Raw genomic sequence first — 23,442 nt, forward strand, 5'->3', positions numbered from 1 at the left:
TGCGGCACAGGCTTTAGGTATATTTAAGTTCTGGATTTTCTTTTTCTTCTGTGTTAACTGAATATTCTTTATCCTTTTTAAAACCTTTCAGCTTAAGAGTTAAAGCAATTATTGGATAATATACCACCGTGTCGGTAATTTGTCCAATGGCATCCTGTGCAAAATCGGCAATATAAAATGAAAACAAAAATGCGCAGGAAGCCGCATATAATACTTTGGCATCCGCATCATCCGTATCAAAATAACCGCGAATACAATTCTTTAAAACAACAAAATACAAAATGCAAATGAAGATCAGGCCAACCCATCCTGTTTCCAAAGCTTTTTTAAGATAACCGCTATCCGGAGGAAACCCTGCAAGGTAATGTGATGGATTAAACCGCAAGCCACCGGCGCCGGTTGTACATAATCCGCCTCCAATTGGATGAGAATAAATATAAGGCTGAATAAATGCCCTGTTTGTTTCCCTCACCTTATAAGAATCATCGTTTGCGCCGTTGAAAGTAGTTCTGAACCGGTTCACGGTAGCATTGCCATAAAAAGGGCCATACATTAAAACAACAAACCCCAGCGCAGCAAATGCGGTAAATATCTGCGTACTTTTTTTATTAATTGTTAGCAGCATAAACATCACCAATCCTGCCGCTGCCATTGCATTGGCAGTTCTTGTACCTGAATATGCCATTCCTAAAAACATGAGCATAACACCTGCCAGGATAGTTAATTTAACAGGCAATCTTTTTTCATTCACAGCTATTATTAAATAGAAAATTCCGCAGGATGCCATCATTATGCCGTAAGCTGTTGGATCAGACATAGTGGAGAATTTGCGGAAATCGCCGGCAATAAAAATCAATCCAAAGCGGTTATCATCTGCCATTGCCCATGCCCTTTCATAATCAAATAATCCATGCCATTGCTGAATGCAGCCATATAAGCCCGTAATGGTGCAAACAATAAATAAGCCCGTTAAAAATTTCCGCACACTTTCATAATTGTCAAAGGCTTTATAGGCAATAAAAAGAAAAACTAATGTGCCCAGCGATTTTCTTATAGTTTGGAACCACCCGTCGAATGAACGGGCATAAGGATTGAACAATTCAATCATCAGGTAAAAAAACAATGCAAGGATAGCAATAACAACGGGCGTGTGCACAAATTCATCCAATGTTTTTTTAAGATGCACTCTCTTTATAAAAAAACTGAATAACGTGGCAAGCATCAGTATATCCGATGCAACGCCCGTGGGAAATTCATCATTAAAAAAGAAACGTGAAAAAGCAAAGGCAAAAAAAGAATAAATAAGGTTGATGAACAGGCCCGTTAATGTATCTAACATGCAGGCAAGCACAACGGCCACACCACATATTAACCCGGCGATGCCAATGCCTAAAGTTGTTTGAGCGGCGAAAAGATATCCCAGCGCTATAGCAAAAAAAGCAACCAGGATATAGCCAATAACGTTGTTCAGTTTTTGCTCAATAAAAATCTTATGCAAAAACCGGCCAACTTTAAGCGATATTGAATCCTTAAACCGTTCTATATCAGAAAACGCCATGCTAAAAGAATAATATTTTCAGGAAAATATAAACCAGTATGGCGGCTGCCGCAAGTGTTACTATTTTTTCGTGAATTGATACTTTTCTCCTGGTCATTGTCATAGGAATTAAATTATAAAATAATTGATCAGGCGTCGTTCAGGGTTTCTAACTGAACCTTATTTAAAACAGAGCCGCAGAATTTACCGTTTAAGTTTTTGAAAAATTTTATTGATTCTTTATCAATCTGCTTGATGGCCTGCCTTGCAGAAAAAATAGCTATAATGCCATCAACATATTGAGCTAATTCTTTACTGTCTGAAAAATCATTAAGTGGCGGGCCTTCAAGAAAAATATAATCATATACCGATGTTAATTTCTGTAAATGCTGCAACAGGTTTTTTGCCGGCAGTACTTCTGAAGGCGTATAATCTCCGCCGCTGCAACCAATTACATAAATCATTCCTGTACGCACATCTACAGAAGCATTTTGAATTTCTTCAATTAACTTATCATCTGCATCATCTGCAATAATTTTTTCTAAAACCGGCGTGCCATTTAACTGAACGGTAAGGTCATTATTGCAAAAGTTTGTATCAATTATCAATACTTTCTTTTTACTCAGGCTTAAACTGTAAGATAAAGCCTGGATTAAAGTTGTTTTACCCTGGCCTTTTTTTGTGCTGGTAAAAAGAAAAACTTTTTTGCCGCTGTTCTCCACTTCATACCTGAACTTTCTAAGTGATTCCCTGAACTTGTTTTCGCGGTTCTTTTCCAGCTTATCTGTTGTTGTTGATGTATTGGCAACAACCTGCGCTATATCTTTATTTTTAAGATTGGTAAAATTTATAAGGGCTAATAACTTAAGGTTTACAATGCGGGAGAATATAGTGGGCGTTTTTATAGACGCATCAAGGTATGTAAGAAACACTATAATTAAAATTGAACAAACCAGTACAGCCATGCCAGCCATGCCCACTATCAGGAAGCGTTTTGATGGCTCCGGTTCAATTGCGGGCTGGCCAACCAGTATCTGCCGGAAATTATTTACAGCAGCATTGCTCTGATCTACGGCCGTATTATATTTCTGCAGAAGGTCAAGGTATTCCTTATCAGAAAGATCTGCATCTTTTGATAGACTTTGAGCCTGGGCGCTCCTGGTTGCGGCGTTGCTAACACTGCCCTTCAACTGGTTAATTTTCCCCTGGAGTGAAGCTATATGCAATTTTGCTGCTTCAATATCTATTTCCAGGTCGCCTTTTCTTTGCAGCAAAGTAGATTTATCAAGCAATGACGGGCTGCCGCCTGTTGCAGCGCCCACAGATTTTATCTTGTTCTGATATTGCTCTTTTAAATTATTATACCTGTTCAATGCATCCTGGTCTGTAGAGCCGCTATTCAGGTATTCCTGGTTAGCAGCATTCATCTGGTTGCGCAGCTTAAGCACTTCGCTGTTATCAACGGTGGCTGCCGGGCTGCCGGCATTGCCCAGTTGTTTGTTAACGCTTCTTAGGGCTATCTGGCTCGTGGCTAATTTATCCTGCTCTTCATCAAGTGTTTGCTGCAGGCTGCTTATTAAGTCAAAACTGCTTTTATTGGCATCTTCCACATTCATCAACCCGGTTGAAGCGATTTTCTGATTAGCTTCCATCCGGTCCTGCCTTTTCCTTTCCAGCAAACTCTGCAATGTGTCTATAGATTCTGAAGTTCGTTCGGTGCGAATAAATTTATAATAACGTACAAAGTCTTTATAAACATTATTAACGATAAACGCCGACAGCTCAGGATTTTCAGACCTGTAGTCTATTTGTATATAATCTGTTCTTTCAAGCCTGTAAACATTCAGGCTGCTGGCCAGTGAACCATAATCATAACCGTATAACCGCAAAAACTCAATCAGCTTTTTCTCTTCTGGCTTATAAGATGTAAGCACGCTCATGGAGTTAAGTTTTCCATTGAAAACTTCCTTTGCATGATTTATATCTACAGCTTTATAAACATCAGACTGTTTCTGTTCGTTCGTTAATTGCCTGAAAGCTTGTGATGGATTTTCAAGATCATGGAGAATAACACTGTACGACAACAGGCTCATAACCGTTGGCGAAGTAAATGTTACAATTGCATTATTGAATTTCGTATCAGCCTCAAAGAAATTATTTTCTCCGTTCACGCTTACAACATCATTGGTAGTAAAGCCCGTTGATACCTGCGCAATAGAGCGATACTCCAATGGCTGGTCTTTAGTAAAAAACCAGGCTATGAATGCAGCCAGAATAGCAGAACCTACTATTATCCATTTTCTCTTCAACAAAACCCTTAGCAGGTAAACGAAATCCATACAAGTTTTTATTTATTGTTAATGCTGTTTCGTCACTCTTATTGTTTCACTGGTTTTTGCATTAAGCGCTGTAAGTTTAACCATATATATGCCGGAAGAAAGGCCATTACGGGGCTTAATCGTAACCGAGTTATTTCCTTTAAACAGGTTTAAGAAACGATTTTGATATAAAAGTTTGCCGCTTAAATCGTAAATCTCAACGTCCACATTATCCTTTGCCGGTAAATTAAACGACAGCGTAAAATTACTGCTGAAAGGATTAGGGTAAGCGGTTAAGTTGTCAAAGCTGCTTTTTAGTTCGTTAACGCTAACTTCAGTTATCTTTTTAGCGCTTGCCGAGGCAATTGCCGACTGTTGTTGCGGTAATGAAGAAGGCAGCGTTAACACAGGATCGCTGTAAGCCTGAACTATCATCGCCCCTATCAAACCAAATTGCGATGTTGAGGTGCCCGGTGCAATGGTAATATTAATCTCACCATTTTCATCAGGCCTTATGCCGTAAGCTGTAACCGTGCCCTTCGTGTTTAAAGATGTATTTAACAACACCGTTTTACCATTTGCAGTATAAGCAACATTTACATCTCCCCATGCCCTTGAACTTGCAAAGAATGTAAGATCATAGTTCATATTAAGATTAAGGTTGCTTAATTTGAGATAAGCTATCTGGCCTGGGAACAATCCATAACTCTGTGCAATAACTTTATCCGGGAATACGCCGGAGTTGTTGCCGGTTACATTACCATCAGCATATAATCCTGCAAAAGAATTCAATTCCGTCATAGTCATGCTTGAAGGATTATTCGCCTCATCTGTAAAATTATCCCATACATATCCCTTTTGCGGAGGCACAGCAGTATTATACCACGGTGATGAAGCCAGGCTGTCCTGCGTAAAGTTTATATAAACAGCATAGGCTAATGTATAAGCAACTGCAACATTTGAGAAAGCTGATTTATTTGTGTTCTTCACGGCCCTGACTACATAGTAATAAGTCTTGTTCTGCACCAGATTCTGATCTGTATAAGTTGAAGTATTGGCAGAAACGGTATTGATTAATTTGTAGGTTCCGTTGCTGCTATCGGCTCTCCATACTTCAAAGCCTGTTTCGTCAAACGACTTATCTATCCAGCTCAAACTTACCGATGTGCGCTTATTGGCTGTAACAATTAATCCTGAAGGATTAATCAGTGTGGCCGGGCTATCATAGGCCTGGATAATAAGTGAGCTAAGGAAAGCATAATCAGCACCGGCGGCTTTTGCTACAGAAATTGTAATCTGTCCGCTCGAGTTAGGCGCTACGCCATTTATCTGAACTGTTTTATTAATATTATATGTTGCATTAAGCGTTACTGTTTGGCCATTAATGGTAAAGTTGGTCGTCCCGTTCAGACCATCATCATGGCTGTTAAAGAATATAAAGCTGTATAATTTACTTGTTGATAAACCTGATATTCTTATTGTTCTTGTGGTTGTTGAACTTTCAAATTCACCTGTGCGCATTACAACATCCGGATAAATGCCTTTATTATTACCAGGCCTCATACCAGATGGAACAACACCTTCAAAGCCATTCACCAATGTAACCGTAATTGGAGTTGCATTATTATCCGCATCTTTTATATTATTAAATACAGTACCTGAAGATGGCCAGCCCGTTAAATTATTCCAGGGTTTATCTGCAAGGCTTCCATCAGAGAAGTTTAGATAAACAGAACTGGTGTTATCAGTAACTGTAATATTAAAGCTCGTTGTGCTTGTTGAATCGCTATTATCTTTTGCTGTAACAGTTATACCCTGGTAGAAACCGATTGTTCCTGTTGGAGGGTTTACCTGAAACGAACCTGTTCCATTACCATTATCTGTAAATGTTACAAAAGATGGCAATTGTGAAGCAGTTAAAGTAACGTGGTCTGATGCATCGTCTTTGGCAACAACCTGCACTGTTTGCTGCGTCCCATTCTTAATAATGATATTGCTAACAGCATTTAAAACCGGTGTTTTATTAACGGTTAGTATGCCGGCGACATTTGAATAACCGGAATTACCATAACTGTTTGATGCAAGTATCTTGTAATAATACTGTGTACCGCCTGTGGCTGAAGTATCAAGATAGCTTGTTGCATTAGCGGCAACGGTATTGATTAACACATAACCTGAGCTTTGTGCAGCAGAGCGGTAAATTTTGAAATTATCTTCATTATATGCAAGATCATTCCAGGATAGTTGCACGCCGCTGCCTGTGCCATCGGCAATCAATGACGTTGGCGTAATTGGCGCGGTACCATCATCCAAAATTGAATTAATAACTAAGGCATTAATATAACCAACTGGTGTATTGGCATCTCCTTTAGCCATAGTAAACGTAATTGTTCCGTCTGCATTCGCTTTCAAACCGCCGATTGAAACAGTTTGTTGCGTATTACCCTGCACATATTGAGAAACCGTTTGGTTACCAATTGTAAAAGTTGTTGTGCCATTATCCGCAGCACCCGGCCATGAACTTGCAGAGAGGAAAGTAAAGGTGTATTTTAATGCCGTATCAAGACCTGTTACCTGAACATCAACTGTTTCAGGGCCGCCGAAAATTCCAAAATAATAGTAATCTTTCAGCACCGCATCCGGGTAAATGCCAGAATTATTACCAGTTTCAGGGCCACCGTTGCTGGTTGCATACCAACCTGTTTGCATGTTCAGGCCAACAGTTGTAGTGTTACCATTTGCATCTTTTAAATTATTCGTGGTAACGCCTGTTATATTATTCCATGGCGTACCAATATCATCAACGTCTTTAAACCTTGCATAAATGGTTTTGTTCGGATCTTTATCGGTTATTGTTATATTAAATGATCTTGTTGTAAAGCCGCCCTTGCCATCGCTGGCTTTCACATTAACCGTATAAGAACCTGCCGCCGCATAAGTTGGATGCAACTGGAGTTGTGCATTTAGCTTATTCACAGCAACTATCGTAAAATTATCCGGCGCGTTGGCTACAGTCCAGCTTAAAGAGTCGCCGGCATTCTGGTCATGGCCATTTAAGTTAATTGCCAGGCTGCCGTTTTCAGCAACTGCATAATCCGGTATTGAATCAATTGTTGGATCGTAATTATCATTAACAGTGAAAGTAAAATCGGCAGTGTCTTTTCCACCGTTTTTATCATTTACTACAATTTTAAAATTACTATACTCACCTTGCTGGGCAACTTTAGGCTTTAATGTTAGAATTATAGCATCTCTTCCATCAACCTTTTTGGTAACAAAAGCCGGTTTATTTATAAATGAAAAAGCTAATGAATCATTATCAGCGTCTATTGCAGACACGGATATTGTGGTAGTAATACCATAACGCACGCTTCTGCTTTCTAATTCATTCAAAACCGGTGAGTTATTTTTTGTTTTTTTGAAAATTGCTGCCGATTGTGAGGCAGCATCGCCAACACCTACTGTATATACCTTATAATAGTATGTTGTGTGAGCAAACAGCGAAGAATCATTATAGGCAACAGTGTTTGCGGGCAATGTACTGCGCAGTTTAAAATTCAGGCTGTCATTCACAGACCTGTAAATTTTATAGGCAACCTCATTCGTTGCATTATCTTTCCAGGTAAGTGCAATTACAGAAGAAGATTTTACAACTGCCTTTACGTTAGTTGCCACTGCAGGTGCACCGGGCAGATTTGCTGTTGTTGCAAATGCTGGTTGAACGGTAAACGCTGCATCTGGAATAGCAGTCTTAGCAATGTTTGGCCCCTGGTAAGAAGCCTCTAATACGTAGTCTCCACCCTGTTGAAAGAATGTAATATAAATAGGATATACTCCCGCATTTAAGGTAACTGTTCCGGAACGTTCAGTTGCAGCTTGCAAATAATCATTATTCACAACCTGGTGTGCAGCATCAAAGCCGCCAATATATAGCTTACTTCCGTCGTCAGACCTTGTATAGAATGTATATTGGCCTGTTGCCGGTATATTAATATATCCTTCAAACTTTATTGCATAATTGGTTGTGCTTGTTGCAACCGATAAGGTAACATTATTTACCGTTCCGGTTTTTGACGGCGTAAGGCTGTTGAAGTTTGGCAAATTGTTCCATACGCCTGAATAATAGGAATATTGTAAGCCGCCGCCAAAAGATGACCCGGCATTATTAACGGCATTTACTTTATAATAATAAGTAGTAGCTGCGTCTAATGCAGAATCGGTATAAGAAGTAGCGTTTGCACCAGTTGTTTTCACAATCTGGTAAGGCCCGGATTGATTGGTTGCCCTATATATTTCAAAACCTGTTTCGTTATTGCTGTTGTCAGCCCATGAAACCTGTATCCTTGTATAATCAAGCGCCGTAGCCGTAATATTTGTTGGCATAGCCGGAACTGAGCCTGCAGAGCTGCTGTTGTTATCTGTAAAGTAGTTATCAGTTATAAGATGACGGTTATTATCGCCGTATAGGGCACTGCATGTCCAGTAAACCTGCATTACTTCACCACCCCCCTGTTCAAAGAAAGCCGCAGAAATTGGGTAAATACCGGGTTGCAGCGTTACCGTACCGCTGGCATATTGCGTACCATGCAAACCATCATTATTCACCAGCGGTGTTGCGCTGGCATCATAAGCTCCTAACCATAATTTGCTGCCATCGTCTGAATATGTTTCAAACTTGTAAGTTCCGGCAACCGGCACTTTTATATAGCCTTGCCAAACAAGGCCAAACTGATCATCTCTGTTTCTTACAGACAGGTCAAAATTGGTACTTATTCCTGTTTTAACAGGTGTGAGGGTATTAAAATCAGGCAGTACAGACCATGAGCCTTCATAATATTTATAATTAAGTCCCTGCAAGGCAGCAAATGCACTTACCTGGTTGCTTTGAGTTGAATAGTTACCGCTTATATCCCTTGCCTTCACATAGAAAACATATTGTGTTCCGTTATCAAGGCCATTAGCAGTAACAGTAGTTTTATCTGTAGTATAGGTTTTTACGCCATTCACAAAAATATCATACCTGTTTATTCCAACATTATCAGTTGCTGCATCCCAGGCAATGGACACCGATGTGCTTGTAACTGAAACCACGTGCAGGTTTGCCGGAGCAGAAGGCGGAACATTGTCGGTTAAAGTGGTTGCACTGGCTTCATTTGATAAACCTGAAGCAGCATTATTATTTATAGCACGTACAATATAATAGTAAGTTGTATTGGGCAATGCTGCTGAATCTGTAAATGTAATAACATCAGCAGGCACACTTCCTATATAATTATAAGAATTGCCCGGTTTTGTTGAACGATAAATTTCAAAAGCTGTTTCATTATAGGTTTGATTTGGCCTGTCAGACCAGTCTAACTGCACTTTCGTATTTGACAAGGCTAAAGCAGTAAGGCTGGATGCTGCGTCAGGCCCGTTTGTGCCATTTGCATTTATTACTTTATAAGGAGCAGAGTAAACGCTGGCACATCCATACAATTCACCAACAGATACTGCATAGCTGCCTGGCTGAGTTACGTTTAATACATTTTGGCTGCCTATTGACGTAGCGGCATCACTTGTGAGCACCCATTTATAACTCACATAATTATCTGGCACCTGAAGATTTACAGAATTTCTTCCATCAGGGGCAGGAATAGCCGGGCTGCTTAAATTTTCTACAGTAATCGTTGGAGGAACAGTGGGTGTTTTGGTTTTTATAACCACCGGGGTATGTGACCAGTCGGACCATACAGAACCTCTTCTTACACGGGCATCATAAGTGCCTGTGCTTGTAACAGAGATAGAGTTTGATGTGGCTCCGCTTATAACATCACCATCTTTACGCCATTGGTATTCATCAAAGCCGGGAGGCAATCCCATCGTTACATTTATATTATCGTCAGGGCAAAACTCTGTTCTTCCGGTTAAAGGCCAGGGATTAGATCCGTAAGCCCTTAATAAAAAGGGATAAAAATCAGGCTCAGTCCAAAGCCTGTCCCAAACACCGTGGCCGAGGTCCGGATATTCAGTATAGTTAAAATCTCCTCCAGCCGCAACAAAAGCATCACGCACCTGCTGTGCTGTGGGAGGTGCCGGAGAACCGTCTAACCCACCCTGAACAAGCCATATAGGCGTGTATTTAGCCTGGTTTACATTGCTATTATCTTTATATCCTATTGAAACAGATGACATTGGCACGGCTGCAGCAATGTAAGCGGGATGATCGAACATCATTTCCCAGGTACCTTGTCCGCCGGCTGACAAACCGTTATCGCTTATGCGGAAAGGGTCCAGTTTATTATTCGTCACCATATAATCAATAATCTCTGTAATATATTGGTATTGGCCCGAGCCCCAGAAGCCCTGGCTTTGCATGCAAAGTATATAGCCATCAAACGTGCCGTTATCTACCGCAGCAGCAAAATCATCGCCGCCATGGTATAGCTGGTATTCGTTATCATAAATACTCCCGGTTTCTCCCAAACCATGAAAAAATACCAGCATTGGATATTTCTTGCCATCATTGGCAGTTGGGTTATAAGTTTTGGGAAACTTTAAACGGAATGCACATCCTTTATAGATGTATGCCTTGTATGAATCAGTATTCCATCCAAGGCGTTTTGTTCTTACCCACTTTCCTATCTGGCCCCAGGTTGGCTGGGCAGGTGGGCTGCTTTGGTTGTAAGTAATAACAGGATCAGCAGGATTCAAAACTGATTGAGCAGAGACGCAGTTAGAACTGATTAAAATAACCAGGAAAATGAGAAAAGAGTAAACCTTTTGCATATTTAGCTTTTGTGGCACGGTGATTAAGAAAAATTTTTTAAAATTAAATACACGGGGATGAATGCAGTAACTGAATTGGTAAAACATCAAATTTTGTTCGTAAATGCAAAAAACTAAGATATGAACCTTTTAAGCAGCACTTTAAATATTAGCAGTTGTTCTGTTTTATTATACATTTTCATGCGCCTGCCTTCAGCGGGGCACGTTTTACCTTTTCCCAGGTTGAAGCCTGCTTTTTTGAGACAAACCGGAAAAAGCCCTGTATCACAGATACATTCATAAATACAAAATACCCGGCTGCTTTTAATGGCTTTAGTTTGGAATTTGAAGGTATATACGGAGATGCAAATGCCGTAATGTAAAAAACAACCTGCATTATAAAGCAAACGATATAAAAATAACCGCCGCCCTTTACAATGATGGCAAGGTTTGATATAAAAACCAAAATAAGGCAAAGCGGGCTTATGCACCAGCGCATTACTCTATGGCATACATACAAAAACGTAAGCCGCGGATGTTTCCAAAACTTTAATAAAGGCGTAAGCATTTTAATTGCCTGGAAACCGCCTGCTGCAATGCGTATCTTTCTTTTTCTTTCGTCTTCTATTGACACAGATGCAAACTCCGTAGCATAAGCGCTTGGCTCGTACATAATCCTGAAGCCTTTTTGTGCTGTTTTCAATGAGATTATAAAATCGTCCAGGATAACCGCGCTGTCAACAGGTTCATATAACGCTCTTCTTACGGAGAACAATTCACCGGCAGCGCCCACTACAGAATAAAAATCAGAATCGATCTTTTTTAAGAACGACTCATATTTCCAATAAAGCCCTTCCCTGTTTCCAACATTTCCCTCATCTCCTTCCGGCTGAACCACTCTTTTTTCGCCTGCCACGCCGCCAACCTTGCTGTCTTCATAATGAGACGCTATATATTTTATAGCATCTGTATTCAAAAAAGTATTGGCATCGCTCATTATTAATATATCATTCTGTGCGGCAGCAACAGCCCTGTTAAGGGCTGCAGATTTGCCCTTTCTTTCAGGCTGGTGCAACAGTTTAATACCGGGATACTTTTGAATAACCGATGCCGTATTATCAGCAGAGCCATCTGTAATAAAGATGAATTCAATCTTTGATTCGGGATATACCAGCTTTAGCGTATTGAGTATTTTTTCTTCAATTATGTCTTCTTCATTATAAGCCGCTACAATAAATGATACCGAAGGATAAAAATTACCTGTATTTACAGCTTTATAACCAGCGCCAATTTTATTAAAGAAATAAACGATTACAGCATATCCAATATAATTGAAAAAGAATAGAAAGCTTCCTATAAAAAAAATATATTGCCATACAATCATATTTGCAATTTATACTCAATCAGTTATTTCTCCTATTTCCCTTAAAATTTAGCTTGATGTTTTTTTGCGTTCCCGAGCATTTCTTTAACGTTTACCAATTTCAAAGATTGGGGGCAGGCAGGCAGAAGTAATTTTAGCCTATTAAAGTTCGTACCAATGTGGAATCTCGTTTCAAAGAATACCCTTTTGATTATAGATGATGATGAAGTCATGGTTTTACTGCTGAAAAAGCTTTTTGAAAAAAAGTATATTGTTTATACAGCCTGCGACGGCGTTGAAGCAATTGACCATCTTACCAGGGGAGTTTGCCCGGATTTGATTATAACCGATATTTTTATGGAGAACATTGATGGGTATCAGCTTATCAAACATCTTTCCACAAGCGTTGTTTACAAACATATCCCTGTAATAGTATTATCCGGTTCTAAAAATGCGGCATTGCCCCATAATTCTCTTTTTTCAACAATGCTACATAAGCCTTTTGATCCGCTTCAGCTTCAAAACCTGGTTGAAACGAGCATTCTGAACAAGTACGGTATCCAATCATGCAATGAAAACTAATCCCCTATGAACGGTATATTTAATAATGAAATAAGCCTGAATGAAACTGCGGAAGCAGGTCCTAACCGGCCTGATCTTAACCTGCTGGTAATATTGTCTGCTTCATCTGCTGCTGCAGAAAAAGCCTTTTCACAAAGCGTGTACATTAATGCAGCGGAAGATATCTTTACTGCAAAGGAAATTATCCTGTCAAACAAGGTCTATTCTTTCGATGCTATAATATGCGATGCCGCATTAAACAAAAAAAGTATAGCCGAACTTACCAGCATATTGAACAGCAAACAGGTGATTAACAACATCCCGCTTTTGTTGTTAAGCTTTCATGAAAAAGCAGATAGTGCTGCTCTTTTAAACAGCCTCAAAGGTTTTGATGATATAATAACAGGCAATATTTCATCAGCAGACCTGAATGATAAGATTGAAATTCTTAAAAAATACAAGCTTTTAAAAAATAAATTGCCTTACAAACCGGACGCAGCACAACCGGGCTTTGAATACAAAGGTTTTAATTACACTTTTAAAAGAACACTTGATATCGTATTGTCTTCACTTTTATTATTACTTGTTTCTCCTATTTTAATTCTTATTGCAATTGCTATTAAATTAGAAACCAGGGGGCCGGTTTTTTATATTTCCAAGCGGGCAGGGAGATGGTACAGGGTTTTTTCATTTTATAAGTTCAGGACAATGGTAGCAAATGCAGACAGCATGATCCACGACCTGAAATATATGAATGAATACAGAGATAATAAAACATCTTTCTTTTTTAAATTGAAAGACGATCCGAGGGTTACCCGTGTGGGAAGAATACTTCGCAAAACCAGCCTTGATGAATTGCCGCAGCTCATAAATGTTTTAAAAGGCGATATGAGCATTGTTGGCAACAGGCCATTGCCCTTGTACGAGGCACAAACTATTACTGTTGATAAATCGGCCAAACGTTTTTTTGCCACAGCCGGCATTACTGGATTATGGCAGGTTAAAGGCAGGTCAAACGTTAATCTTACCACCGACGAAAGAATTGCAATGGATATTGATTATGCTGAAAAGTCCTCCTTTCTGTTTGATTTAAAAATTATGCTTAAAACGCCAAAAGAATTAATACTGAAAAGCAATGTTTGATATAGCGATTAACATATTATTCCTCATTTTTTTAATTTACTGCGGGCTTTCAGTATTTTATTTCTTTATTTTTTCCCTTGCAGGTTTAATAAGCAAAAAAGAAAGTAATTCAAATTTTTCTGTTCCGGTAAGCCGCATAGCCGTTTTGGTACCTGCTTACAAAGAAGACAATATTATTTTGTCAACAGCAGCAAACCTGCTCAAACTGGATTATCCGAAAAACTGGTACGATATATATATAATAGCAGATTCTTTTCAGCCGGGCACAATTACCCGGTTAAAAGAACTTGATTTAAACGTTATTGAAGTTTCGTTTGAAAACAGCACCAAAACAAAATCGCTGAATGCGGCCTTTCAAAGCATTACACAACACTACAACATAGCATTGATTTGTGACGCTGATAATTTATTGGCTGAAGATTTTTTAAGGCAGGTGAATTACGAATTCGTAAACGGTGAAAAAGCTGTACAGGCAAAGCGCGTTGCTAAAAATGCTGATACAAAATTTGCCGTGCTTGATGGCTGCAGCGAAGCTATCAATAACCATATATTCAGGAAAGGCGCTAATGCATTGGGCCTTTCTTCTGCAGTAATTGGTTCAGGAATGGCTTTTGAATTCGATTTCCTGAAAAATATTTTGCACGAAATTGAAGCAGTAAGCGGCTTTGACAAACCGCTTCAGTTAAAAGTTGTGGAAAGCGGTATAAAAATTAAATACCTGGAAAACGCATTGGTTTTTGATGAAAAGATAGATAACCCTAATGCCTTCAAGCACCAGCGGAAAAGATGGCTGCTCAGCCAGTTTGTTTATTTAAAACAATTTTTTGTACCGGGCATTCAGCAGCTTTTCAAAGGCAACTTCAGCTATTTTAATCTTGCAGTATTAAATAATGTTGTTCCGCCACGGGTGCTTTTAATTTTTGCATTGTTTGTATTAACTGTATTGAGTTATTTCTTTCAGCCAGCAACTATTTTTTATGTATTTACGGGCATCAGCATTTTATATTTTATAACGCTTGCAATAGCCTTACCAAAGCAATTGATAAATAAAAATTTATTCAGCGCAGCATTGCACCTTCCAAAGGCAATATGCATGATGATCGTTTCATTGTTCACAATAAAAAAAGCAAAAAACGTTTTTATTCATACTGCTCATACAAAAAATGAAGTAAGTAATCCTTTGTTTAAAGCTAAATGACAAATAAGCCGCTCATATCAATTATTACCATCAATTATAACAATGCCGATATTACTGCAGCTTTGTTGCGGTCGGTTCTTTGTCTTGAATATACCAATATTGAAGTGATCGTTGTTGACAATGCTTCAAAAGAAAATCCTGCAGAAAAACTTAAAAGCATTCTTCCTTCGGTTAAAATTATTCTAAGCGATAAAAACCTTGGTTTTGCAGGCGGTAATAATCTCGGCATTAAACAGGCAAAAGGCGATTATTTATTTTTTGTAAACAACGATACTGAATTAACGCCAACCATACTCGGCGGCTTGCTTGAAATATTCCGCGATTATCCTGATGCCGGCGTTGTAAGTCCAAAGTTCCATTATTATTATGCTCCGGGCACTATTGAATTTGCGGGCTATAATGCGGTTAACACTTTCACGGCAAGAAACAGCATGATAGGTTGCCGCACAAAAGATGAAGGTCAATATGATACTATATCAAAAACCAACTATGGCCACGGCGGCGGTATGATGGTTTCCAGGCGCGTGATTGAAGAAGTTGGCCCGATGCCTGAAGTTTATTTTCTATATTACGAGGAATTTGACTGGTGCGAACAAATAAAGAAGAAAGGGTTCAATATCTATTACCAGTACAAATCATTAATCTATCATAAGGAATCAATGACAGTTGGTAAAACCAGCACTTTAAAAACTTTTTACCTTAACAGGAACAGGATATTATTCATGCGCAGGAATGTAAAAGGCATTTCGTTTTTAGGATTTGCTTTTTACTACACCTTTTTCACTTTACCTAAAAATACTGTTGGCTATTTATTAAAGAAAGAAACAGATCATTTAAAAGCATTTTGGAAAGGCGTTGCATGGAATTTATCAAATCGTAACCTTAAAAAAATTGAATTATGTGCGGAATAGCCGGCTTCTTCGACTTCAATAAAAACACATCTGCATCTGTATTGCAGAAGATGACGGATGCATTAATACATCGTGGCCCGAACGATGCCGGTTATGAAATAATCGATAACCCTTATGCTTCCATAGGTTTGGGGCAAAGAAGATTATCAATCATTGATCTTTCTGCTAATGGCCGCCAGCCCATGCATTTTGAAAACCTGAGCTTGATTTTTAATGGCGAGATATACAACTACAATTCTATCCGGGAAGAACTTATAAAAGCTGGTTATTCTTTTCATTCAACATCAGATACAGAAGTTATTTTAAAAGGTTATCACAAATGGGGCGATGCTGTTGTAAACAAATTCATCGGCATGTTTGCATATATTATTTATGATTCAGCTAAAAATGAAGTAACGATATGCAGGGACAGGGCCGGCGTAAAACCTTTATATTATTATTGGAATAATAATATTTTGCTTTTTGCATCAGAATTAAAAAGCCTGCACCAGCATCCATCTTTTCAAAAGGAAGTTGATGTAAACAGTCTTTCGCTGTTTCTTCAATACAGCTATATTCCGGCGCCGCATACAATCTTTAAAAATACATTCAAATTAAAACCGGCACATTATCTTAAGCTGTCACTGGCAACAAAAAATATAACGGAAACCAGGTATTGGGATGTATGTAATTATTATAATAAACCCACCCTTGATATTTCTGAACAGGAGGCCATTGATGAGGTGGAAAAATTGCTTATCTCTTCTTACGAATACCGCATGGTAGCCGACGTTCCGGTTGGTTTATTTTTAAGCGGCGGTTATGACAGTACAAGTGTTGCTGCCATTCTTCAAAAAAACAGGACAGAAAAATTAAAAACCTTTACCATAGGTTATAAAGAAGCAGCTTTTAACGAAGCGCCTGAAGCAAAAAAGATTGCAGCATATCTTGGCACAGACCATCATGAATGGTATATAACCGCTGCGGATGCAGCAGATGTTTTTCATAAGCTGCCTGAAATTTATGATGAGCCTTTTGCTGACAATTCTGTTGTGCCAACAGCCTTGGTGAGCAAGCTTGCAAGCCAGCATGTAAAAGTTTCACTTTCTGCCGATGGCGGCGATGAAGTGTTTGCCGGTTATAACAAGTTTAATCAATCAATCCGTTATACAGAGTCTGTACCTTATTTTATGCAATCGCTTTTCGGGAATGTAATGTCTTACATTAATCCTGAACATATTCCATATTTCAACAGGCAGTACAATTTTGCCACGCGTTATAAAAAGATGCAGAACATCTGGAAAGAGAAAACGCCGGCTGCCGCCATGAAATATATCAGCCAATATATAACTGAAGAAGAAGCAGATGTTTTTCTGAAACATAAATATGAAGGCTACAAAACAAATTTTGAAAGCGGCTGCAAACTATCCGGCGATGTAAATTCTCTCAACAAATTACTGGCTATAGATTATCAAACATTTTTGGTTGATAATAATCTTGTAAAAGTTGACCGCGCCACAATGTCCGTAGGGCTTGAAGGCCGTGAGCCAATGCTGGATCACCGCATCATTGAATTTGTTGCGCAGCTTCCTGCACATTTAAAAATACGCAACCATACTAACAAATATATTCTTAAGCAAATCGTGCACAAGTACGTTCCAAAGGAATTAATGGACAGGCCGAAAATGCCTTTTATTGCGCCATTAACCGTTTGGTTTAAAGATGAGCTGAAAGAAAAGATTAATTATTATTTGAGCGAAGAAAAGCTTAATGAAACAGGCCTGTTCAATAATGGCCCTGTTATGAAATTAAGCAAAGATTACCTGCAGGGCAAGCGGGTAACTTACCAGAAAGTATGGAACATTTTAGTATTTCAATTATGGTATGAAAAGTGGTGCAAAAACGCCGCTTAACAATATGGCTTGAATAATGGAAAAGAAAAAAATCAAAGTACTTCAGGCCATACGGCAGGGCAAAGTGGGCGGTGGTGAATCGCACATTTTAAGCCTTGTAAAGCATATTGATAAAACAATATTCGAACCGGTAGTGCTTTCTTTTACTGACGGGCAAATGATTACCGAATTAAACCATACAGGTATTGACAATTTTGTAATCCCTTCTGAAAAAGCTTTTGATTTTACCACGTGGAGTAAGGTTAAAAAGTTGATGCAGCAGGAGCAGGTTGATCTTGTGCATATACACGGCACCAGGGCAACATCCAATATTTACTGGGCTGCAAAAAAATTAGGCTTGCCTGTTGTTTATACCATTCATGGATGGTCGTTTCATGATGATCAATCTTTACCGGTAAAAAAAGCACGCATATTATTTGAGCAATGGATAACAAAAAAAACTGACTGTAATATTTCGGTTTCAGCATCCAATCAAAAAACAGGCAGGGATAATATTTCCAACTTTAATTCTACCGTTATTTATAACGGAATTGATGTTGAACATTTCAGCCCGTACAATACAGAAAGAAGATCATTAAGAAAAGAATTGAATATTCCGGCAGATGCTTTTGTTTTCAGTTTTATTGGAAGAACCACTATTCAAAAAAACCCGCTGGGATTAATAAAAGCTTTTAAGACAATAAAAGAGGCCAACCCTAAAGCCTTATTGTTAATGGTAGGCGATGGTGAATTAAAAGAAGCAGCAGTGCAATTGGTAAAAGAACTTAGCCTGGAAAAGCATGTTGTTTTTGAAGGGTTCAGAACTGATGTTGCAGACATCTTGTTTTCGTCCGATGTGTACTGCTTACCTTCTTTGTGGGAAGGCTTCCCAATTGGTTTGCTGGAAGCAATGGCTATGGCTAAACCGGTAATTGCAACAAAAGTGGATGGATCTTCTGAAATCATCCATCATAAAAAAAATGGTTTACTGATAGAACCGCAGCGGGATGAAATGCTTTCCGGTGCTATGCTTGAATTAATGAATAATGAAACTTTAAGAAACGAGTTAGCAAAAGCTGCACGGCAAACTATTACCAGCAATTTTGATGTTTGTAAAATGACCAGGCAAATCGAAAATATTTATACCAATATCTTATCTGATAACTAAAAACAATGGAAAACAAAACAAGTTTTTATGAGTTTGAAAGAATCGCTGACAGAAAGCGCATAGATTTTATTGCAGACTTTTTGAAAAGCGCTCTTCCCGCCAATGCAAGCATTCTTGATGTGGGCTGTGGCAACGGTGTTATAAGCCGGCACCTTGGCCGCTTTGGCTTTAACGTAACCGGCATTGACGTAAGTGAAAAGGCGATTGAAAAAGCGAATGCTTTGAACCAGTTCAGCAATGTAAAATTCATGACAAAAAGCGCCGAACAGCTTGTTGCAGAAGGTTCAAGGTACGATGCAATAATATGCAGTGAAGTGCTGGAACATCTTAATAACCCGGATGCCTTGCTCGAAGTTTTGGAAAGAAGCCTTACTTCAAAAGGCAAATTAATTATTACCGTTCCCAATGGCAAAGGGCCGAGGGAAAGCATAATTACCAAACCTGTTTTAAAACTTAGAAATAAGAACAACCGGGTATGGAATTTGATTGTAAAATCAAAAAAATTATTAGGATATAGCGGCACTACCGTGCAGTCTGATGCAGACAACTTAGACCATATCCAGTTTTTCTCTAAAAAAGATATTCAGCAGCTTTCATCAAAACATAATTTAAAGATTATACGTTTTGGAAAAGCAAACTTTATAGAAGATGTATTTCCGTTTTCTTTTTTTGCAAAACGAATTAAATTCTTACAGGTGCTCGATTGCAAAATAGCCGATTGGTTACCTTATTATTTCACAGGTGGATTTTTTTTCGTTTGCGAAAAAAACGACCATTATAAAACAGAGGCAATAAAATATAATGAGAATAGCTTACTTAGCATTAAATGACCCTTTAGACAAGAAATCCTGGTCGGGCACAACCTACTACATTGCAAAGGCATTACAGAAAAACGGCAATGAAGTAGATTACCTCGGGCCCATCAAACCACCAAAATGGCTTGACAAAACCTTGCGTGCAATAGCCAAAGCAACAAGAATAATTTTCAGAAAGGAGTATATTACAAAATACAGCCTGCTGCTTAGCTGGTATTCAGCCAAACAGTTTACTAAAAAACTTAAGGGTAAAAAATACGATTGTATTTGTGCGCCGGCAGCATCAGTTGAACTGGGTTTCCTTAAAACAAACCTGCCTGTAATTTATATTACCGATGCCACTTTTGAATTGGTAAGCAATTACGATTACAGCGAGTTTAATAAAATGTTTTGGTTTTCAAAACTTGAAGGCAATCTTTTGGAAAAGAATGCACTGAAAAAAAGCTCTGCTGTAATATATCCATCAATATGGGCTGCAGAATCTGCAATTAAAGATTATCATATCGCAAACAATAAAGTTTTTATCGCGCCATTCGGTGCCAATATTGATATGATTCCTGACAGGCAGATCATCTATAAAAAATTGGAGAACAAACAGCTCACGTTATTATTTCTTGCCGTTGACTGGGACAGGAAAGGTGGCAGCATTGCATTTGATGTTTTAAAATATCTTATTTATACGCATGGCGTGCAGGCTAAACTTATTGTTTGCGGTTGTGTGCCGCCTTCACATATAGCGCACCCCAATATGGAAGTGATTCCGTTTCTTGATAAAAATAAGAAAGAAGATTATGACAGGTTTGTAAGCATCATGTCTTCCGCTCATTTTCTATTGGTGCCAACCCGCGCAGACTGTTCGCTGCTGGTAGGGTGCGAAGCCAATGCTTATGGCGTTCCTGCCATAACAACTGAAACCGGCGGCGTGCCTGAAATTGTGAAGGATGGCGTTAACGGGTATTGCCTGCCTTACTCAGCACCGGGCAGCACTTATGCCGCTTTAATTAATGAATTATTTATTAATGAAGAAAAATACCAGCAGCTTGTTGCTTCAAGCAGGCAGCGTTTTGAAGAACATTTGAACTGGCAGAAATGGACTGAAAGCTTTACAGAGATTTATGAAAATAGCGTGGCCAAAAAAGAGCCAGCCATCAGCCTGAATTAAATATTTCAGGAATTAATAATGCTGATTTTATAATCAGCATTATTTTTTAAACGATCAATAAAATCAATACCGGCAAATAAAAAATAGCCGGTATTATTTTTTATATCATATAAATAAACAGGAAGATATAGCTTTTGAAAAGCAGCATCATTAAAAATATTTTTCATTGCCTGGTTATCAAAATTGTTTGCATCAATCAATCCAAAATAAACAATGTGTGCTTCATTTAAATCCGTTACAGCCTGGGGCAATAAAACATCCGGCTTCAGTGTATAAAAAATATCCTTATTAAAAGCAGCATGATTTTTTATGCCTTTCCTGTCGCCGGGGCTGTGCCCCATTGCAATATTATTTAAACCCATCAGGTCAACTGTTTCACCTTCGTATATAAGGCCAAAGCCTCCTATGGCGATTTTTCCAACAGAAGGCTTAATTGTAAATGTTTTATTGAGGCTCGTGGCAAGTTGCCTGTCTTGCCTGGCTAATAAAAACTCAAAATTCATTTGTGTTTTTGCAGGCGTTTTTAATTCAGCAAGGTTATTAAGCGCAATAATCAGTAAAAAAATAATTAGCGTTGCTAAACCTATAGCGCTTATATCTTTATTACTATTCCTGTAAAATTTATAAAGCCATAAAATAACAATAATGCCCCAGGCAAACAAAGGCAGCAAATGCTGGTAAAACCTAAACCCGCCAAAATGATCTCCGCCCGTTGTACAAGGCAACAAAAATCCAATCCATATTATACCGGTAACAATGGCAAACTTCTTTACGATTGAACTATTGGCAAGCGTATCATCTTTCTGTTTAAATAATATTTTTAATTTGAATACTGCATACAATAACATAATTGTCATCAGCACAAAAAGAAAACTAATAACCGGCTGGTAACCTGTAATAAAGCTCAATGCATATTTAGCGCCTTCCGTTAAGTTATAAATCCTGTCGGGGGAAATCTTAGCATAATAAGTATTGGGGAACCTATAGCCGAAATAATGCAGCCTGAACAGGGTGAGGCAAATTTCGACTACAACAAAGCTTACAAAATATAATAAAGGGAAAAATAATTTTCGCTTGTTTTGAATAAACGTATAAGCCAGTATAACTGTGAAAACAAGGTTCCAGGCCAATGCTTCAGGCCTTATAAGCGAAAGCAGGCAGCCTGATAATATTAATGCTGATTTCTTTTTAAAAGAAACACTGCCCTGTTCCACCGTTGACAAAACAAGTATAAGCAGCAAGCTAAAGGTAAAATTCCACAAAGCGTTTTCCATTAAGCTCAATACGCTCCACGCTACAAACGAAGGGCCGATTGTAATGATGAACGCTGTATATATCCAGAAAAAATATTTTGAAAAAGAAGGATATAATACTGCAACATCTTTATAAATGGCGCGGTAAATATTTGTGAATACAAGGGTGGTAAGTAACAGCGAAAAACAAATGAGCAGCAACTCAGGGTTTGCAGTAATCAAATATGCACCGGCACATATTATAACCCAGAGAAAAGAAGTGAAGCCTTCAACATGTTCACCATTTGTATTAAAAACAAATCCATCGCCGTGTGCCAGGTGATGGGCATAATTCAGAAAAATATTCCCGTCATCTATGCCGGTAATGCCTGCACCTAAATAATAGGAATCAATAAAACTTATAATAGAAATAACAACAAGAAAAAAAAGAAATTGTTTTAAAAACTGCATATAATTTCTGTTAAACAGTTGCTTCCGCTATACCAATATATTCTTCAAGCTTTTTTAAAATTAAGGAATCTGATTCCATATCAAACTTCCTTGCAAATAATTTTGAAGAATTAATCAGTTCATTAAAATCATCAATGGTAAGAATTTGCGGATGTGCAATCGTTGTGTCTGCGCTCCATTTCACATACACAAGGTTTTCTGCAATATTGGTTTTGAATGAAGAATTGTATAAAATAGTTGAAAATATAAATTCATCTGCGCCCCAGCAATATTTATAGTACCTTATAACAGCAGGATTTTCCTTTAAAAAAGAAAGGCTGTATTTAATAGCTTTTGTTGTAAGCGTAAACCAGTTGGCGCGGCCAACGATCGTATGATCAACAGGAAATTTCCTTTGTGGTAAAATATGGGTGAGAAAATTACCAAGCCTGTATTTACCGGGGATACGCCAGTTAATGAGATGATATTTTTTCACCCTTGGCGCAACAGGCCATTCGTCCTCTATGGATTCGCAGGTTATAAATTCAGTGCCTTTTCTTTTTAAAATATATTCGTAAATTTCATCAGCAGGCCTGAGCGGAAAATCCTGCGCAGAAATTACGTTTACATAATCATAATTATCCAGCGGTATTTCATTAAATCCATTTAATGTAGCCTGTATTGTACCGAATGCAGCCCAATAAATTTTTGCCCTTTTCTTAATGAAAGAAACATTGCTGAACTGAGATGATAAATATTGAAAAGGTTCAGCGTTTACTTTTTTATCAATATGGATATAAAAATGAAAAGCAGGATGCTGCAATGCATTTAAGAGCAATTGCAGTTGCCTCGGATTTTTATGTGCCAATATAAGAAATGCTATTTTCATTCGTGCAAGTTTGTTTTTTCAATGACGTCATGCCCGCCTGAACGATTCAGCCGGACAGGGAATCCCGCTACGCACTT

Annotated in this window: 14 protein-coding genes; 8 read left to right on the forward strand and 6 right to left on the reverse strand. The window is 38.4% G+C overall.

Annotated elements, in window-relative coordinates; translation table 11 throughout:
* Nucleotides 1-13: 13 nt before the first annotated feature.
* From BM015_RS07695 to BM015_RS07710, 4 genes are all read right to left on the reverse strand, one after another.
* Nucleotides 14-1,558: an O-antigen ligase family protein gene (locus tag BM015_RS07695; RefSeq protein ID WP_090656974.1), complete on the reverse strand. Its 1,545-nt coding sequence runs from the start codon at nt 1,556-1,558 to the stop codon at nt 14-16.
* 128 nt (nt 1,559-1,686) lie between these two features.
* Nucleotides 1,687-3,876 carry a GumC family protein gene (locus BM015_RS07700; RefSeq protein WP_090656976.1) on the reverse strand — a complete coding sequence of 730 codons (2,190 nt, stop codon included), beginning with the start codon at nt 3,874-3,876 and terminating at the stop codon, nt 1,687-1,689.
* A gap of 18 nt (nt 3,877-3,894) precedes the next feature.
* Nucleotides 3,895-10,623, reverse strand: a complete 6,729-nt coding sequence (locus BM015_RS07705; protein ID WP_177191850.1) for a fibronectin type III domain-containing protein — start codon at nt 10,621-10,623, stop codon at nt 3,895-3,897.
* Nucleotides 10,624-10,801: 178 nt separating this feature from the next.
* On the reverse strand, nt 10,802-11,986 hold the full coding sequence (locus BM015_RS07710) for a glycosyltransferase family 2 protein (protein WP_090656979.1): 1,185 nt from the start codon (nt 11,984-11,986) through the stop codon (nt 10,802-10,804).
* Nucleotides 11,987-12,142: 156 nt separating this feature from the next.
* On the opposite strand from BM015_RS07710, the gene BM015_RS07715 reads away from it, so the two are divergent.
* The 8 genes from BM015_RS07715 to BM015_RS07750 are packed head-to-tail and all read left to right on the forward strand — an operon-like array spanning nt 12,143 to nt 20,794.
* Nucleotides 12,143-12,547, forward strand: a complete 405-nt coding sequence (locus tag BM015_RS07715) for a response regulator (RefSeq protein ID WP_090656981.1) — start codon at nt 12,143-12,145, stop codon at nt 12,545-12,547.
* Nucleotides 12,548-12,553: 6 nt separating this feature from the next.
* Nucleotides 12,554-13,669, forward strand: coding sequence for a sugar transferase (locus BM015_RS07720; RefSeq protein ID WP_090656983.1), 1,116 nt, complete (start codon nt 12,554-12,556; stop codon nt 13,667-13,669).
* On the forward strand, nt 13,662-14,867 hold the full coding sequence (locus tag BM015_RS07725; protein ID WP_090656985.1) for a glycosyltransferase family 2 protein: 1,206 nt from the start codon (nt 13,662-13,664) through the stop codon (nt 14,865-14,867). The genes BM015_RS07720 and BM015_RS07725 overlap by 8 nt, the downstream gene beginning before the upstream one ends.
* The gene (locus tag BM015_RS07730) at nt 14,864-15,778 is read left to right on the forward strand and encodes a glycosyltransferase family 2 protein (protein WP_090656987.1); all 915 of its coding nucleotides are present in this window, start codon (nt 14,864-14,866) and stop codon (nt 15,776-15,778) included. The genes BM015_RS07725 and BM015_RS07730 overlap by 4 nt, the downstream gene beginning before the upstream one ends.
* Nucleotides 15,766-17,670 (forward strand): asparagine synthase (glutamine-hydrolyzing), encoded by a 1,905-nt coding sequence (gene asnB / locus BM015_RS07735; protein ID WP_090656989.1) that lies wholly within the window; start codon nt 15,766-15,768, stop codon nt 17,668-17,670. Before BM015_RS07730 ends, asnB begins: the two co-directional genes overlap by 13 nt.
* Before the next feature lie 16 nt (nt 17,671-17,686).
* A complete protein-coding gene (locus BM015_RS07740) occupies nt 17,687-18,817 on the forward strand; it encodes a glycosyltransferase family 4 protein (RefSeq protein WP_090656991.1) in 1,131 nt (376 codons plus the stop codon).
* 5 nt (nt 18,818-18,822) lie between these two features.
* A complete protein-coding gene (locus BM015_RS07745; RefSeq protein WP_090656993.1) occupies nt 18,823-19,647 on the forward strand; it encodes a class I SAM-dependent methyltransferase in 825 nt (274 codons plus the stop codon).
* The gene (locus BM015_RS07750; RefSeq protein WP_090656995.1) at nt 19,619-20,794 is read left to right on the forward strand and encodes a glycosyltransferase family 4 protein; all 1,176 of its coding nucleotides are present in this window, start codon (nt 19,619-19,621) and stop codon (nt 20,792-20,794) included. Before BM015_RS07745 ends, BM015_RS07750 begins: the two co-directional genes overlap by 29 nt.
* Nucleotides 20,795-20,799: 5 nt before the next feature.
* Here the strand turns inward: BM015_RS07750 and BM015_RS07755 are convergent, their stop codons facing one another.
* Together BM015_RS07755 and BM015_RS07760 are read right to left on the reverse strand one after the other, a co-directional pair.
* Nucleotides 20,800-22,497, reverse strand: coding sequence for a hypothetical protein (locus tag BM015_RS07755; RefSeq protein WP_090656997.1), 1,698 nt, complete (start codon nt 22,495-22,497; stop codon nt 20,800-20,802).
* Nucleotides 22,498-22,507: 10 nt separating this feature from the next.
* Nucleotides 22,508-23,365, reverse strand: a complete 858-nt coding sequence (locus BM015_RS07760) for a beta-1,6-N-acetylglucosaminyltransferase (protein WP_090656999.1) — start codon at nt 23,363-23,365, stop codon at nt 22,508-22,510.
* Nucleotides 23,366-23,442 lie beyond the last annotated feature (77 nt).

Source organism: Parafilimonas terrae, assembly GCF_900115755.1.
Classification (GTDB): Bacteria; Bacteroidota; Bacteroidia; order Chitinophagales; family Chitinophagaceae; genus Parafilimonas; species Parafilimonas terrae.

Excerpts from the sequence above, each read along its gene's own strand:
- BM015_RS07755 (WP_090656997.1), bottom strand. The coding sequence starts at position 22,497 with ATGCAGTTTTTAAAACAATTTCTTTTTTTTCTTGTTGTTATTTCTATT.
- BM015_RS07710 (WP_090656979.1), bottom strand. The coding sequence starts at position 11,986 with ATGATTGTATGGCAATATATTTTTTTTATAGGAAGCTTTCTATTCTTT.
- BM015_RS07740 (WP_090656991.1), top strand. The coding sequence starts at position 17,687 with ATGGAAAAGAAAAAAATCAAAGTACTTCAGGCCATACGGCAGGGCAAA.
- BM015_RS07745 (WP_090656993.1), top strand. The coding sequence starts at position 18,823 with ATGGAAAACAAAACAAGTTTTTATGAGTTTGAAAGAATCGCTGACAGA.
- BM015_RS07700 (WP_090656976.1), bottom strand. The coding sequence starts at position 3,876 with ATGGATTTCGTTTACCTGCTAAGGGTTTTGTTGAAGAGAAAATGGATA.
- BM015_RS07730 (WP_090656987.1), top strand. The coding sequence starts at position 14,864 with ATGACAAATAAGCCGCTCATATCAATTATTACCATCAATTATAACAAT.
- BM015_RS07760 (WP_090656999.1), bottom strand. The coding sequence starts at position 23,365 with ATGAAAATAGCATTTCTTATATTGGCACATAAAAATCCGAGGCAACTG.
- BM015_RS07695 (WP_090656974.1), bottom strand. The coding sequence starts at position 1,558 with ATGGCGTTTTCTGATATAGAACGGTTTAAGGATTCAATATCGCTTAAA.
- BM015_RS07720 (WP_090656983.1), top strand. The coding sequence starts at position 12,554 with ATGAACGGTATATTTAATAATGAAATAAGCCTGAATGAAACTGCGGAA.
- BM015_RS07715 (WP_090656981.1), top strand. The coding sequence starts at position 12,143 with ATGTGGAATCTCGTTTCAAAGAATACCCTTTTGATTATAGATGATGAT.
- asnB (WP_090656989.1), top strand. The coding sequence starts at position 15,766 with ATGTGCGGAATAGCCGGCTTCTTCGACTTCAATAAAAACACATCTGCA.
- BM015_RS07705 (WP_177191850.1), bottom strand. The coding sequence starts at position 10,623 with ATGCAAAAGGTTTACTCTTTTCTCATTTTCCTGGTTATTTTAATCAGT.
- BM015_RS07725 (WP_090656985.1), top strand. The coding sequence starts at position 13,662 with ATGTTTGATATAGCGATTAACATATTATTCCTCATTTTTTTAATTTAC.
- BM015_RS07750 (WP_090656995.1), top strand. The coding sequence starts at position 19,619 with ATGAGAATAGCTTACTTAGCATTAAATGACCCTTTAGACAAGAAATCC.